At 46.0% G+C, this 16,354-nt stretch carries 11 protein-coding genes; 6 read left to right on the top strand and 5 right to left on the bottom strand.

The annotated features are described in order from the left end of the window. Positions 1 to 420 precede the first annotated feature (420 nt). The gene (locus L5M10_RS00695) at positions 421 to 1,335 is read left to right on the top strand and encodes a L,D-transpeptidase family protein (protein ID WP_105251568.1); all 915 of its coding nucleotides are present in this window, start codon (positions 421 to 423) and stop codon (positions 1,333 to 1,335) included. A gap of 92 nt (positions 1,336 to 1,427) precedes the next feature. On the opposite strand, the gene L5M10_RS00690 is transcribed toward L5M10_RS00695, so the two are convergent. Next, positions 1,428 to 2,255 carry a M14 family metallocarboxypeptidase gene (locus tag L5M10_RS00690; RefSeq protein WP_105251567.1) on the bottom strand — a complete coding sequence of 276 codons (828 nt, stop codon included), beginning with the start codon at positions 2,253 to 2,255 and terminating at the stop codon, positions 1,428 to 1,430. A gap of 216 nt (positions 2,256 to 2,471) precedes the next feature. On the opposite strand from L5M10_RS00690, the gene L5M10_RS00685 reads away from it, so the two are divergent. Further along, complete coding sequence (locus L5M10_RS00685; protein ID WP_263146457.1) at positions 2,472 to 3,890, top strand: M16 family metallopeptidase; 1,419 nt, start codon at positions 2,472 to 2,474, stop codon at positions 3,888 to 3,890. Continuing rightward, complete coding sequence (locus L5M10_RS00680) at positions 3,887 to 5,452, top strand: M16 family metallopeptidase (protein ID WP_263146459.1); 1,566 nt, start codon at positions 3,887 to 3,889, stop codon at positions 5,450 to 5,452. Before L5M10_RS00685 ends, L5M10_RS00680 begins: the two co-directional genes overlap by 4 nt. 44 nt (positions 5,453 to 5,496) lie before the next feature. On the opposite strand, the gene L5M10_RS00675 is transcribed toward L5M10_RS00680, so the two are convergent. Beyond that, the gene (locus L5M10_RS00675) at positions 5,497 to 6,294 is read right to left on the bottom strand and encodes a polymer-forming cytoskeletal protein (protein WP_263146603.1); all 798 of its coding nucleotides are present in this window, start codon (positions 6,292 to 6,294) and stop codon (positions 5,497 to 5,499) included. 281 nt (positions 6,295 to 6,575) lie between these two features. Here L5M10_RS00675 and zapE point away from each other — a divergent pair, with 281 nt between their 5' ends. Together zapE and L5M10_RS00665 are read left to right on the top strand one after the other, a co-directional pair. Then, positions 6,576 to 7,862, top strand: coding sequence for a cell division protein ZapE (gene zapE, locus L5M10_RS00670; protein WP_263146462.1), 1,287 nt, complete (start codon positions 6,576 to 6,578; stop codon positions 7,860 to 7,862). Between the two features lie 581 nt (positions 7,863 to 8,443). Further along, positions 8,444 to 10,069, top strand: a complete 1,626-nt coding sequence (locus L5M10_RS00665; protein ID WP_263254674.1) for a methyl-accepting chemotaxis protein — start codon at positions 8,444 to 8,446, stop codon at positions 10,067 to 10,069. 115 nt (positions 10,070 to 10,184) lie between these two features. On the opposite strand, the gene L5M10_RS00660 is transcribed toward L5M10_RS00665, so the two are convergent. Beyond that, complete coding sequence (locus L5M10_RS00660; protein ID WP_263254673.1) at positions 10,185 to 11,192, bottom strand: LysR family transcriptional regulator; 1,008 nt, start codon at positions 11,190 to 11,192, stop codon at positions 10,185 to 10,187. Between the two features lie 138 nt (positions 11,193 to 11,330). On the opposite strand from L5M10_RS00660, the gene L5M10_RS00655 reads away from it, so the two are divergent. Then, positions 11,331 to 12,290 (top strand): sodium-dependent bicarbonate transport family permease, encoded by a 960-nt coding sequence (locus L5M10_RS00655; protein ID WP_263254672.1) that lies wholly within the window; start codon positions 11,331 to 11,333, stop codon positions 12,288 to 12,290. Between the two features lie 77 nt (positions 12,291 to 12,367). Here the strand turns inward: L5M10_RS00655 and L5M10_RS00650 are convergent, their stop codons facing one another. Together L5M10_RS00650 and glnE are read right to left on the bottom strand one after the other, a co-directional pair. After that, positions 12,368 to 13,339 carry a sensor domain-containing diguanylate cyclase gene (locus L5M10_RS00650; RefSeq protein WP_263254671.1) on the bottom strand — a complete coding sequence of 324 codons (972 nt, stop codon included), beginning with the start codon at positions 13,337 to 13,339 and terminating at the stop codon, positions 12,368 to 12,370. 104 nt (positions 13,340 to 13,443) lie between these two features. After that, positions 13,444 to 16,299 (bottom strand): bifunctional [glutamate--ammonia ligase]-adenylyl-L-tyrosine phosphorylase/[glutamate--ammonia-ligase] adenylyltransferase, encoded by a 2,856-nt coding sequence (glnE, locus tag L5M10_RS00645; RefSeq protein ID WP_263254670.1) that lies wholly within the window; start codon positions 16,297 to 16,299, stop codon positions 13,444 to 13,446. Positions 16,300 to 16,354: the final 55 nt, after the last annotated feature.

Raw genomic sequence — 16,354 nt, 5'->3', positions numbered from 1 at the left:
TATCCGATGAGCAATAGCCTTGTCAGAAAATGACCACACACTGTTTTCCCAAAACAAATCAATTCAGTTCCAGTAACGCCATACATGCTCGCCATTCAAACAGACACGTTTTAGATTGGTTAACACTGCAAATATTTTTCATCAAGCAGGAAGGCATGCACAAGACAATTGAGTACAGCAGGTTTTAACGACAAGACTAAATACTGGCAATTGACGCCGCCAAGGAAAACCGTTAAAACAAAAAATTAAGCGATAAATACGCCGTACTGATCATATTTCAGTTGAAATAATGTCCAAAATAAGGAAGGATGCGAGCTTCGCGCGCCAGTGCATTTTGCTCGTCAAATTGCCGCTCTCGTTTTAAGAGAGAAAGCTGCGTTAAACACGCTTTTTTATTAACAGGAATCGTAGTATCCGCTTATGAGTATGCTTCGCACCACAGCTTTATTATTGACTTTGGTTTTCCCTAGTCTGTCCGCTTTAGCAACGGAATATCCTTTACCAGCCGCCCAAAGCAGGCTAATTGGCGAGAACCAGTATTATACGGTTCCAGAGGGTAAACACACTCTCGAAGATATCGCAGCCAAATACCAGCTTGGTCTCAGTAACTTACTCGAAGCTAACCCAGGTGTGGATCCATTTCTGCCAAAACCAGGTAGCCAACTGATCATTCCATTGCAATTGATCCTGCCAAACGCTCCCCGTGAAGGCATAGTGATCAACGTGGCTGAAATGCGTTTGTATTACTATCCGAAAGGCAAAAAGACTGTTGAAGTGTTGCCTATTGGTATTGGCCAAATTGGTAAAGACACACCAGAAAACTGGGTGACCACTGTACAACGCAAGCGTGCGAATCCAACTTGGACACCCACACCGCGCATTCGTAAAGAATATGCTGCTAAAGGTGAAATCCTGCCAGCGGTATGGCCAGCGGGTCCAGATAACCCTATGGGACTGTATGCGCTGTATATCGGCAACTTGTATGCGATTCATGGTACTAACGCGAGTTTCGGTATCGGTTTGCGTGTCAGTCAAGGTTGTGTGCGTTTACGCCATGAAGATATCGAGCATCTATTCAAGACTGTACCAGTGGGAACCCGGGTACAATTTGTGAACCAACCGATTAAAGCAACCGAAGAGCCAGACGGTAAACGCTACTTAGCCGTGCATCAACCATTGTCTCGCACTGTGGCGGAGTTTGAATCAAATGAGCCCGTTGCGATATCACTGCCAAAAGAGATCGCTAAGTTTATCGCTAAAGCTGACACTGATTCTTCTGTGATCAAGAAGCTACTCGATGAACGTACTGGTGTGCCAATGCGAATTAATCAATAATTCACTGGCGAATACCACCTAAAAAAATACCCGCAATCTGCGGGTATTTTTTTGTCATGTCAGGCTATTCACTAACGTAATAGACTAACATATCAATCACATAAAGGTGCACACAGGGCCAAGAAGTGAGTCATAGCAGCACTGTTTGCTAATACGCGTTGATCGAAGTTTTGCAACGCAGGCGTTTCAGTACAAGCACCGACACGAGCACCACTTCGTACTAAACAAGCTTCAAAAGACGTATCAAAATGATTGAAGATCAAACCATCCTTAACAGGACACCCATCAATCTCACCGTCTACCGCAATCGGGAAATAACCACCTAAAGTATCGCGCAGATCGAGACTAAAACGTCCTGGCACTTGGCTTGGCTCAAAAGAATACACATAGGCTTCACGACTCAAGACATCTTCATGGCAAGTTAAAATACCGTCTCGACTCGCAGCAAGCAGTAACTGTGCGTGCTCTAACAATAGCTTACCTTCAACCGATGTATGTTCATTCGCTTTAGGTTTACCGTTCTCAAATACAAAACCACGATTTGGATTTTCGCCGTATTTATTAAATCTATGACCACGACTGAATCCAGTAGGATTGACGAGAGGCAATAAACTCAAGTTCACCCGTTCAAATAGGTCTGCTGAAGCTTCACTCAAAAAATGCAACAAACCCCATGGGCCTGCAGATTCTTCGCCATGAAATCCTGTGCTGATCAATAAAGAAGGTAAGCCTGACTTAGCGGCCGGTGACTGATACAAGCTAACATCGTATTTACCCACTTCACCCAATGTTTTCTCAACCATGCCCAAACGGGTCATTTCCTGCTCAAGCAGCAGATAGAAATTATCAATATCAGTGCTTTCACAGTTAAAAATATCGCTTTTCCACTGAAAGGATTCGAACGGAGATCTGCTTACCATATCTTGTACTTATGCCAGAAAAAGAACTGTGCCATCATAGCAGTTCTTTTCAAAAACTGAATGCTATTCAACTGATTTCGATGAAATCCGAGCAGTCGTCGACAGTGGTGCAATCTGTATCGATACCTGCGAATGTATCAATTGCCTGTCGTTAATGGTATCCAGCTTGAGTAAGACATTTGACAAATTAAAAAATAAGCTCGGCAGGACGCACTTATGAAAACTCAAATCACCTTTTTTATCGCCCTTTCGGCCAGTGTTTTCAGTCATACGCTACAGGCCCAATGCCGCACGGAGCAAGATGCGCAAGCCTTATATACGCTCGAAGCGAATATAGAGACCTATACGCTACAAAATGGCCTGACAGTGCGATTACTGCCCATGGTAGATAAACAAACAGTCACAGTCGCCAGCCAATTTAATTTAGGCGCCCGCAACGAAGCCCAAGGTCAGAGCGGTTACGCCCATCTGTTTGAGCACATGTTGTTTAAAGGGAGTGAAAATGCCCCCGGCGATACCTATGCTCAGCAGTTCAGTGCTTTAGGTGCACGTTTTAATGCCAGCACACATTTTGACTACACCAACTACTATGTGACGCTGCCAAACCAAGCATTAGAACTGGGCTTATATCTCGAAGCCGATCGCTTTATCCGCCCTAGCCTTAATGCCACTACGGTTAAAAATCAGCAGGAAACCGTACTGCAGGAAATGGCACAAACCATAGATAATCAGCCCTATATCCGCAGCGCGATGACGTTTTTACTCGAGCAAGTAAAAGGTACTCCTTACGGTCACGGTATTATTGGCAATCGCGAAGATATCTTGCAAGCCACACCAGAAAACCTAACGGCCTTTCACCGTGCTTATTATCGTCCCGATGCGATGCAGCTTTCCCTTGTCGGCAAACTAAGCCCACAAACCCGGCAATGGATTGAGCAAAATTTTGCGGCTTGGTCTAGGCCAACGATTGCTGAACCTGAATTTTCTGAGTTAACAATCCAACCTAAACAAGTACATGCTGAGTTAGTGGATAAGCGCGGACCTTGGCCCGGATTACTGCTCGCTTGGCATACAGTAGGTAAAGATCACCCCGATGCGGCGGCAATTCGGCTACTAGAAGGCTATTTATTTCAAAACACCACCAGTGCACTCGCTAAACTCAGTCTGCATAATCCCGAACAAATGCTCAGCTACTCCCTGCCCTTTGAGTTAGAAAATCATGGCATAGCGAATATCGTCCTGGTTCCACGGGCACGGACCTCACTCGATGCCTTAGTGCAAAAAGTGTTGGGACTTGTGGCACAAACACAGCAAGATGCTCTGGATGAAGCAAGTCTTTGCACACTTAAACAAGTGTGGTTAAACAATCAATTACAACAACTGGATGACACCCAGGCCTTAGCTACCAAGCTTTCCGCAACGTCGGCTCAAGATAAAGACCATCCCTTTACCGCGCAGTGGCAACGGATCAACGCAGTCACGGCCGACGATATCCAAAGCGTCGCAAAACGGTATTTCAACCAAGATTATGTCCGAGTCGACCTACTGCCACCTTGGTATATTCGCTGGGGTAAAACGCTACTGGAATGGCTGCCTAACGATATGAGTGACAGTTTAGAGGATGCGGTATTATGACGACTCAGACAATGTCAAAGCAGCTACAAGGCTTAATGTTCTGCGCTGTGGTTTTATCACTAAACGCCTGCCAGCAGACGCAAATCGTCTTCACGCCGAGCGAACCGCCGAGTTTGGCCCATTTTGAAACGCCAAACTCTTTAGCCCATTCTTTGCCTAGCTCTTTGAACAATCATTTACCCAAAAGCGGCGTCATTATCCCCGTAACGGATGAAATTTTTACCGATGAAGTCCATACCGAATTGGATTTACCCTATCAGTTACATCGCCTTGCCTCAGTTCAAATGAATAACAGTGTGAGCAACAGGGTCAGTTTAGCGGCTGTGAGCCCGCAAGTTCCCTTCAATAATCCTGATATTTTACAGATTGCCTTTCAAGAAAAGGCCCGCACACTTGCCATTAGCCGCGCAGATCCCTGTCTTGAGACTTTCAGTATGCGTGTCAGCTTGCACAGCATTAATTTAAGCCTCACTTGCCCCGACGATGTTAACCATATCTACGGCTTACTACTGCAATTTTGGCAGCCAGATGCCTTTGTTGATGCGACAACCGCCCCCGTCGATGTCGACAATATTCGCCGTCAACTCAAGCTCAATAAACACTTAAACGCCTTTAGTGGCGCCGAGATAGATAAAGTGTGGCGCGATAAACTGCTCGGCCCTAAACATCCCTACAATAGAGTGATCAATAATAATACATTGTTCGATTCGCTCAGCCTAAGGCAACTGCAACAAATCCAACAGCAGGCGGTAACACAAGCACAGTGGCATCTTTTTCTACCCAACTCTTTGGCAAATAACGCTAAATTTAACCTTCAAGCTAGCCTTAAACTGTGGCCAATATTGCCTAATTCAGTGCCGAAAGTGGATAAACCAGAGACAGTAAAGCCTCAGCAAATCAAGAGGATTTACCTTATTGATGCGCCGGGCAGCGTGCAAACCCAAGTCCGCCTAGGTTATGCCATAGATCATGTCCTAAGTAATGCATCAACTCAGCAGCAACTGAACCCACAGGAAGTAGCCTTAAGCTGTCGCAGTTTATCCGCACTCATGGGCCGCAGTTTTTCGGGCAGACTTTACTATGATTTACGGGAAAAACGCGGCCTCACCTATGGCATCTACGGCCAATGTGCTAATGCACCGCTCTCCAGCAGTATCAAGTTTTACGGCAGTACAGCCATAGAACATACGGGCGCGTTTGTGGTGGGGATAGTAGATCACCTCGCACTCGTTAAGACGCAAGGTGTTAGCCAAGGTGAAATCGATGCACTTAAAACCTATTTGATCGGTGAAGATTTGCTCAGCCAAGACAACAGCATTCAACGTGAAAACCAATATATCCACCAAGTCGCGACAGGATTAACTCAAATTGAAGTTCAGCAGCTAAATGCAGGATTACAGGCTCTAACGCCCGAAAGGCTACAACAGTTAGCAAACGCGGCTTTTAGTGGTAATCCATTGATTATTTTGCGGGGCGATGTTGATCGAATTCTTCCTGACTTAAAAACCAAGCTACCAGAGTGGCAGTTTGAAAGGGTCAAGGTTGGCCTAACTGACAACTAAAGCCAAATAATCCTTCTAAAAGATTCAAATGCGCGATCGACAGATTAGAGCTTATTGGTCGCACTGTCGCTGGCAGGCGGTGCGCCATTATCACCCTGCGTCATCTGTTCATGGCCTTGTTCCATTTGTTGCAAATCTTCCATCGCCGAATCCTGCTGTATGGCCTGCGGATCAGGATCTTCTGCCGGTAACACCGCCATATTGTCGGCATTCGCGCTATTTGGCGTAGCAGGTTGTTCAGGAGCCATACCATTTACGGCCTTAGGCCCCTCGATTGCCGGAGACACCTCAGTTTTGAACGTGCTGTCACTAAGATTCGGTAACCACTCACGCAATTGCTCGGGTCCAAAACTAAAACCTAACGCTATGACGACAGTTGCCACTGCAACATACAGCCAAGGGCGAATCGCCAGATTATCACCTCTTAGTAAAGTGCTTTCACTGGCATATAAATGCGCATCCGAGCGTTGAGCTATTGGCGCGAGTGCTTGTAGCATGTCCGGCAAGGCATCAAGTTCAGGACCTTTAATACGCTGACCAATAAACTGCCCGCCTTCGTAAATCTCCATCTGATGACTGGCGACTTCACCGTCAACCACACCAGAACTGGTAATAATCAACTTATTACAACAGACTCTTCCGCGAAATACGCCGCAAACACGCAGCTCATGACAACTGACTTCACCAGAGATTTCGCCGCCAAGTTCGATCTTAATTTGTCCTGCTGATCTAATATTGCCCTGCAATTTACCCGCAATGAATGCCGCGCTCTCTAACTGAATGTCACCCTCAATCAAGGTTTGTGCACTGATAACCGTAATGCCATTGCCCTTACTCGCCATAGGATTCATTCCATATCATTATTTTTGTGACAAAGATGTTATGGTAAAAGTCCTCGAGAATAAAGCACTGGTTTCGCTTAGTATTTAACCTAAGCCTCAGAGCGGGACTTAAGTCACGTCAGCGACTATGTTACCCTGCGCATCTTGCCATATGGCTCCCGAGTACCTGAATATGAGTAACAGGATGCCTCAAAAAGGTGAGTACTGATATCGCACTAAAACAAAGCTAAAGAACACACTAGCAGCAAACACCGAAAACAAACCGCCAACGAGACCCCGACATGGCACATTCAAACTCCGCTAGCTCGCAATCGATAACCCCAATCGTGACACCACTTGAAGCGTATCGCGCCAAGGTGAGCATAGATCTCATTGACGATCCCGCGCAGCAACAGGCGGTGTTGGCGCTCGATGTGCTATTTAAGCAGTTGATGCTACAGCCACATTCAGCACACTTTCCCCTTATCAACAAACAAGCAATCAAAGGTTTGTATCTGTGGGGCGATGTGGGTCGGGGCAAAACGTTTCTGATGGATTTGTTTTTCGATTGCTTGCCGAGTGAAGGTAAGTTAAGACTGCATTTTCACCGATTTATGGCACGGATACACCAAGCATTACGCGAACATTCGGGTAAACGAGATCCGTTAACTCTCATTGCTAAAAATCTCGCAAAAGAGTGCAAGGTGCTGTGTTTCGATGAGTTTTTTGTCTCGGACATTGGCGATGCCATGATACTCGCAGGGCTCTTTGAATGCCTATTCAAACAAGGTGTGGTGCTGGTCGCCACCTCAAATATTCCTATTGAGCGCTTATATGAGAACGGCCTAGCTAGGCACAGATTTTTACCTTGCATCCAACTGCTGCAAACACACACTCAAATGCTGCATCTCAATGGCAACCAAGACCATAGGATGCACGCCATCAATGCTTCATTAAACAACGAGATTGACATTGATAGCGCTGAAGTTAACGCCTCAATTTCCCGCAATATCGGCATTACCGGAACACTCGATTTTGAGCCGATTTTTGACAAGCTAGTGAATGGGTTAACACCAAATACACTCAGTATGAGCGCTATTGGCATTAGTGATAGCAGAATGAGTAATGCTAACCTCACCATCTGCAACCGTGAAATTCCAGTGATCCGCGCCGCTATAGCGCCAACAGGCAACTCCGTCGCTTGGTTCGATTTTTATGCCCTATGTGACGGCCCGAGATCCCAACTCGATTACATCGAAATCGCCAGCCGATTTAAGATCTTAATGGTGAGCGGCGTTCCCAAATTAGGCGGCGAAGTGAAAAGCTGGATCCGTGCCCGCGGCACAGAAGACGGTACAGGTGATAACCAAGCCGCAGCCACGGGCGAGCGCAAACTCTCCTATGCAGCCAACGACGACCCAGCACGGCGTTTTATCAGCTTAATTGATGAGTTATACGATCAAAATGTCAGCTTATATCTCAGCTGCGACGTGCCACTGAGTGAACTCTATCAAGGTGGCGCACTCAGTTTTGAATTCCGCCGCACCTACAGTCGATTAATAGAAATGAGTCGAAGTGAATGGCCGTAAAACATTAGCGATTTATCGCTCTGTTGAGTTAGACCAAAACCCTAATATTGATAAGCAAGAAGTTAGCCATCACGATAAAAATTCGAGGAACAATTAGTGATAAGATAATTCATGCATTCAGAATATAACAAGTCAAATACGCTATTTGCAGATACAAGCCTAGAAAGATGAATAAGTACCTAAATTGAAAATCTGCAATCATAGACAAACTAGTACAACAAAAAAATTATAATAATTAAAAATCAAATACATAAAATATAAAACCCATCTTCCATAATCGATTCAATCCACACAACCAAATGACTCATTACGTTCAATTTGCTTCTAGCTGTTGCTAACCTTGAGTTTTAAGGTACGGTGTAACTTAGTTTCAATTGTTCTAATTTACAGCCTATAGGTTTAAATCGATCAAATTTACAACCTGCAACATAAAAGCTCAAAAATATAATCTATAGTTTATGCAATCAACTAAAGACTCATGATTCTGACTAAGCGCCATGACACTTAGTTCGAAATATTCGCTAGAAAATATTAAGAACAGCCTTAAACGGAACTCTTTTAAATACAGGGACGATTAACTTATGTGGTTACGACAATTTAAGATTGGCTCACGATTAATTGCTGCGTTTGGATTACTTGCTCTTGTGTTGCTACTTCAAGGAATCATGTCATTACAGACAATGTCATCCATGCGCTCCACTGCTGTAGAAATTGAAGATAATACTCTACCTTCGCTAGTCAGTCTGTCGAGCATCAACCTCAATGTGATGCGCGCTAGGGTGTTTACATTTCGCCTGTTATTAGCAAATTCGGCTGCTGAACTTAACAAAGGACTCGATACATTAAGGCAAATCCGCCAGAGTATTAAAACGGATCAAAAAAACTATGAGCCTTTAATTAGCCTGCCAGGTGAGCAGGAGCTTTATCAAGAATTTAGTGGCAGCCTTGATCTGTATTTAAAGCATCAAGATGAGATGATCAGCAAGCTACAGGCGAATGATGCAGCCGAAGCTAAACGGATCATGGATGATGTCATGATAGTGCAAGCCGAAAAAATGACAAAGACGCTCATTAGCATTGGCAGCTTGAATACTGAATATGCAAAGGAACAAGGTCAAATAACTGCACAAGCCTACGACGAGAGTAAATGGCTAAACAGCATTATGATAGTGGGCTCCTTAATCGCTGCATTTGTAGTAGCAATATTTTTAACTCGCAGTATCGTGCAGCCAATGAAGGAAGCTGTAGGCATTTCTGTGGCAGTCGCAAGGGGGGATTTAACACAGAAAATCAGTACAGTGGGTAAAGATGAAACCAGTCAACTGATGCAATCATTAGCTGAAATGCAGCAAAACCTGCGCGACACTTTATCCCATATAGCAAACTCCTCTAGCCAGCTCGCCTCCGCCGCCGAAGAACTCAATTCAGTCACTGAAGATGCTTCCCGCGGCATACAGCAACAAAATGATGAAATACAGCAAGCGGCAACTGCGATTACCGAAATGAGTTCGGCAGTAGATGAAGTTGCCAATACGGCGGTGCTCGCTTCAGAAGCCTCTGAAGAAACCGCCCGCAGTACCGAATTAGGTAAAAAACAGGTAGATCAGACTGTCGCAGCCATTATCGACATGAATCAGGATGTGACGCAAAGTTCACAGGTTGTTCAAACCTTAGCGATTCAAGCGAGGGATATAGGTAAAGTTCTCGATGTGATCCGCGCCATTGCTGAGCAAACGAATTTACTGGCCTTAAACGCAGCCATTGAAGCGGCGCGAGCGGGCGATACAGGCCGTGGTTTTGCGGTTGTTGCTGATGAAGTTCGTGCCCTAGCCCATCGCACTCAGTCCTCGACCCGTGAAATTGAAGACATGATTAACAAAATCCAGCACGGCACCGAAACGGCTGTGCAATCAATGCAGCACAGCGGCCAAAAGGCTGAACAGGCACTCTCAGTCGCAAGATTGGCAGGGGATGCATTAAACACGATTAATCGCCAAATCAGTACGATGAATAACAGCAACATGGTCATCGCAAGCGCCGCCGAAGAGCAAGCGAAAGTCGCACGCGAGGTCGATAAAAACATTGTGAATATTAGTGATCTTGCCAGCCAAAGTGCTGCGGGGGCACAGCAAACCAGTGCCTCAGCACATGAGCTCTCAAGACTCGCCGTTGAACTGAACAATCTACTAACGCGATTTAAAGTCTAGAGTATCACTTTATAATGGAATCAGAGGGTAATGGCACAAGATGTGTTAAACCGTTACCCTCAATGCATAACGCTATGCTCTAGTTTAATAAAGCATTCCATAATACAAGCAAGACTCAAGAGTGCGAGGACCGAGTTTGCGGAGCATGATTAAAGTGCATAGCCAATTCACTGATATCAGTGGCAACCCATTCTGGCTCGATACACTCGACCAAATGCGCCGCCATAAAGTCCACCAGTTGCATGGCGGCATACGGCAAACGGCGATCTTTACGGCCAACTAGATACCAGTTACTTTCGAGCGGAAACCCCGTAACAGTTAGAATTGCAGGTTTTTCGCGCCCTTCTTGCAAGGTATGCGCCGAAATCACCGACAAACCTAAGCCCGACGCGACGCTCAAGCGTATCGCCTCATTACTCTCGATTTGCATAGTGTCACCGAGCGTGATGCCTTGACCACTGCACCAAGACTCGAACATTAAGCGGGTGGCTGATCCCGGTTCGCGAACGATAAAACGCTCATTTTTAAGCTCGTTAAAATTCACTTGTTCACGACCCACTGCCCAATGATCCTTTGGTGCAATCAGTTGCAGCGGATTTTTAATGATGCGTGCAGATAACACGTTATCGCCACTTGGAGGATGACTGAACAGGTATAAATCATCTTCTTGACGTTCAAATCTGCCTAATACATGGGCACGGTTACCAATGTTTAAGGTCACTTTAACCTGTGGAAACTGCCGATAAAATGCCCCTAAAATCCGTGGTAACACGTATTTTGCGGTAGTGACAATACCGATATTAATGTGACCAACACTGCCACCTTTAGCCTGCTGCATAAAAGCATCGAAATCCTCAAAACGACTCAAGGTATCGCAGGCTGCGCGGTACAACCCATTACCAATCAAGGTCGGTAACATGCGGCCATCACGACTCTCGAGTAATGGCTCACCCAACACATCGGCCAGTTTTTTAAGCTGTAATGACACTGTGGGTTGAGTTAAATGCAATGCCCTCGCCGCTGCGGAAATATTACCTAACCGCACCACTTGCACATACACCTGCAGTAACCGAAAACTCAAATGCCGCAATTTAAGCTGAGTCGATAACGAACGCTTATCCATAGACAATTATCTATACCTAGGTGGTAAACAATTTATTTTTCAATATAACTAATTAGGTCCAAAATCACCAGCCATCAGGATCACTCGACAAACAAGCGCGTTTTGCACCGCTTAAAAGTCAAACTTAATGAGATACCCATGCCCGATATTGTCATTGCATTTTTCGCCTTAGGCCTGTTAGCTGGCCTAGTGAAATCAGATCTTAAAGTCCCCCCCGCGATCTACGAAACCCTATCCATACTGTTAATGCTTACCTTAGGTTTAAAGGGCGGAATGGCGCTCCACGGTCACACTCAAAACTTAGTGTTCACTGAGCTGTTAGCGGTTGTTGCCTTAGGTTTGATTATCCCCTTGGCCTTATACCCTGTACTAACCCGGCTGGTTCGCATTGGCCATACCGATGCCATTAGTATTGCCGCCCATTACGGCTCCGTCAGTGCAGGAACCTTTGCGGTGGTGATGGCTATGGTTGAAAAATCTGGGTTGATCTTAAGGCCAGAAACGACCCTATATCTCGTGCTGCTGGAACTACCTGCTATTGTCGTAATGCTCTGGTTACACAGATACTTAAGTGCCAAAAAAGCAATTGAAACATCACCCAAAAATGAAAATCAATCAAGCGTGTTGCACGAAGCCTTAACCAGTCGTGGCGTTGTCTTACTCCTTGGCGGTGTGGTGATAGGTTGGCTTTATGGCCCAACGGGACTTGCGCCGCTTACACCTGTGTTACTAGGCGGGTTCAAAACCTTACTGGCATTATTTTTACTGGAAATGGGCTTAGTAACGGCCAAAGTGTGTTTGCCGCTGCCACTTAAGCAATGGCGCTTATTAGTGTTTGCCACCGTAGCGCCCTTTGTATTGGCTTGGTGTGGTATTGGTGTAGGTGTTTGGCTGGACTTACCTTCAGGCAGCATTTTAGTGTTAGCGGCATTAAGTGCCAGCGCATCTTATATCGCAGCGCCAGCGGCCATTCGAGCCGCAATCCCCGAAGCCAATATAGGTCTGGCTATGCTAGCCTCACTCGGGATCACATTTCCAGTTAACGTGCTAATTGGCTTACCCTTATATCAACATTGGGTAACGCTCATTACAGCTTAGTACTTCTTCGCCGAATAAAGTCCAATGAAAAGGGAGACATTATTGTCTCCCTTTTCATTGGCATAAGCGTAAACAATTTAAGATGCATCACTGTGATGTGTGGCTTTATTCTGATACATGGCTTTATCAGCGGAATCTAACAGATCCTCTAAGCTCATATCTGAATCCGGTGTCCAATGGGCGATACCTATGCTGGTCGCCAATCTATGTTGCTTAGGATGCTGTTGATTATATTGATCAAGTAACTGCTTAAAACGCTCGATGACCCGATTGACTGTATCTCTATGCACAAAACTTAGCAGCACCACAAACTCATCGCCGCCAAGCCTTGCGATCACATCCGACTCCCTAAAAGCAGTCATTAAGATATGGGCAAAATCATATAACATCTGATCGCCCTTGCGATGACCAAAGCTGTCATTCACTTCCTTAAAAAAGTCGAGATCGAAGAATACTAAGGCCGCCTCAGATTCGGTACGTCGACAACTCGCCATTGACTGATGGGCCAGTAATTCAAAACCACGTCGATTCGAAATAGCCGTCAAGGGATCTAAGGTATTTTGCGCGATAGAGAGTAATTCAGCCTCTACCATTTGTCCTAAATCCGTTAAGGTTTCAATGTCTTCAGCCGTAAAATCCCGCGGTTCAGTACCGATTAAACACAAAGTACCCACCCGATATTGCTCGTGAATGGTGAGGGGATAGCCGGCGTAAAAGCGAATATGCGGCTGCTCAGTCACCAGAGGATTGTCACTAAAACGGGGATCTTTGAGGGCGTCGTTCACGATGAAAATGCCGTCATGATTGATCGCATGTCCACAAAATGAAATTTCCCGAGGTGTTTCAGTCACCTCCAATCCTTGGCGTGATTTAAACCATTGCCGATCGGCATCTACTAAGGTCACAACACAAATGGGCAGGGAGAAAATTCTACGCGTAAGCCTAGTAATACGATCGAAACGTTCCTCGGCATCGGTGTCGAGCACATTAAGTGCGCGTAATGTGGCCAAGCGTTGCAGCTCGTTTTCAGGAATTGTAGGTAATTGCATGGTGCTCTCAGCTAACTGCTCTCATTAAACTCTAGCCTAAATGGTGTATTCTTGCGGTGTTAAGGCTGAAATTCGTATCAGCCTTAATCCCCTTAAAGACTGCACTATTCAAGCACAGCACGATAAATGTTTAACACCCGCTCAGCATGGTCTTCTACCTCTGACACTGGTAACTGCCCCGCCTTTTGTTGCAGAGTCAGTCGATGATTTTCATCCCGTAGTAAGCAATATGTCTGAGTTAAATGCTGGGCACTCATCATTGGCAAAAGTTCAAGCTCAGCTAACACACCAAAAATCCGCACATTATCAGACCAAATCGTTAGCTCTGGATACTCGTGGGCATTAGCCAGCACTAAGTACTGGGCAATAAACTCAATATCGGCAATCCCGCCTGGACTCTGCTTTAAATCAAACATGCCATCACTGACTTTAAGCAAGTGATCGCGCATCTTCTGACGCATCTCACGTACCGCTTTTTGCAGCTCAGCTTTATCACGGGGCTTTTCCAATACTGAAGCGCGAATATGACTGAATTTAACCGCTAAACTATTGTCGCCAAAAACAAAACGCGAGCGCACTAAGGCTTGATGTTCCCACGTCCATGCCTCGTTAGCTTGGTATTCGCCAAAACGCTCAATCTCACTGACCATCAAACCCGAGGCGCCAGAAGGACGCAGGCGCATATCCACTTCATACAACTCCCCCGAAGTGGTGCGAGTCGAGAATAAATGCAGAATGCGCTGGGCGAGTTTGAGGTAAAAATGACCAACTTCAATCGGGCGATCACCATTGGTCAGGCCGTTCTCTGTTTTATTTTCACACAAGAAAACTAAATCGAGATCGGAGCCGTAACCCAATTCAATCCCGCCGAGCTTGCCATAACCGACAACGGCAAAGCCTGTGTCACTGCCCTCAAGGTGAGCGGGCACCCCATGGCGCACTGAAACCTGTTGCCACGCCTGCATCACCACTTGTTCGATAATAGCTTCGGCTAAAAAAGTTAAGTGATCGCTCACTTGCATCACGGGTAAAACACCCGTGACATCGGCGGCGGCGATTTTAAGTTGTTGTGAAAGCTTAAATTGTCGCAGCGCTTCCATCTGCTGCTCCATATCATCCTCGGGCACGCGCATCATGTACTGACGCAGCTCGCTCGGATAATCGTCGATGGAGGTCGTGTCATAAAGCTGCGATGGATCGATAAGCTCATCGAGCAACATGGGAAATTTAGCCAACTGCGCGGCAATCCAAGGACTGGCGCAGCACAAGCTCACTAACTGTTGCCGTGCGCCTGGGTTTTCACACAAAAGCTCAAGGTAAGTGGTACGAGTTAAAATTTGCTCCAGCACCTTAGACACGGGCTCAAAAGCTGACGATGGACTCTGTTGATTAATCAATTCTTCCAATAATCTTGGCATTAACTTATCTAAGGTTTCCCGCCCGCGTGGACCAATGGAACGCTTAGTCACTGTTTCGCGCCAGCTGCTGAGCATAGGGCACAGCTTGTCATCATCAATTTGCTGTTCGGCCAACAACGTAATGCCATCATCAAGGTCTTGCATATTCCACAGCTGCGCTGTCCAATGTTCGGCTTTTTCTTCGCCTTCTTCGCCACCCACAGTGGCTTTAAAATGGCGATGGATTTTGCTCATTGCCGCTTCAATATGAGTGCGTAAATCAACCTCATTGGCCATATCGAGTACATGGCACAATCGCGCCCAATCGAGTGGATTATTCGGTAAGGTTTGGGTTTGTTTATCGTCAATGGCTTGCAGCAGATTCTCAACCCGGCGCAGCAGTAAATAACTGTGTTTAAGCTCATCCACCGCCAAATATTCAAACTGCCCTAAGCTGTAAAGCGTATCGATAGCACCGAATAAACTCTGCTGACGCAACGCAGGCTCACGGCCGCCACGGATCAATTGAAAACTTTGCACCACGAACTCGACCTCACGAATACCGCCTGCACCGAGTTTAATATTGTCGGTCAAATGACGGCGCCGCACTTCTTGCGCTATGAGTTGCTTCATTTTTCGCAGGGATTCAATTGCCGAAAAGTCGATATAACGGCGATACACAAAGGGTCTCAGGAGGCTGTGTAGTTCATCGGAGAAATGGTTCCAAGGCCCGAGCGCACGAGCCTTGACCATGGCATAACGCTCCCAGTCTCGCCCTTGTTCTTGGTAATAATCCTCAAGACCACTAAAACTCACCACCAAGGGGCCACTTTCACCGTAGGGACGCAAACGCATATCCACGCGGAACACGAAACCATCGACGGTAACTTGATCGAGCAAGTTCACTAGCCTTTGCCCCATGCGGATAAAGAATTGTTGATTGTCTAAACTGCGACGACCGCCGACGGTTTCGCCATGCTCAGGAAACGTGAAAATCAAATCGATATCGGAGGAGAAATTAAGCTCGCGGCCGCCTAACTTACCCATACCTAAAATCAGTAGCGGTTGCGGATTCCCTTCTTTGTCCATCGGCGTGCCATATTGAGCGCACATATCTTTATAGAGCCAATCGCGGGCGCAGATTACTAACGCTTCGGCGAGCGCCGACAGATCAAGCAAGGATTCCTCTAAACTGGCATAGTCTAAAAAGTCACGCCAAGCTAAACGCACCATTTGATAGTTACGAAACCGTCGCAGGGTGGTTTTAGCCATCTCCTCGGTGGTCGTGCTAGCCAGTTCTTCATGCAAATCAACATCAAAATTTTTACGATCAATCAGGCTTAACTCGCCCGCAAACAGCATAGCGATCCACTCGGGATGTCGGCATAGTTGAGCCGCTACATAATCACTGAGTCCCAAAACCGTTTTGAGTTCTTGCTGCTGAGCAGGCGTTAATTGCGCAAGTCCTTCGGACCATGCTTCCTCTAATCGCAGCCAATTGCGTTCAGCGGTTTGATTAATAAGAATAGACAATGACTTATTACTGTCTTTTTGCATGGTCATAATAATCCCTAACAAATTTAGCTATCGACATATTATGTCGTAAATGATATAGATT

Source organism: Shewanella sp. SM32, from assembly GCF_025654235.1.
Taxonomy (GTDB): Bacteria; Pseudomonadota; Gammaproteobacteria; order Enterobacterales; family Shewanellaceae; genus Shewanella; species Shewanella oncorhynchi.
Note: the sequence above shows the minus strand (reverse complement) of the source record. Positions and strands in the feature narration are given on the sequence as shown.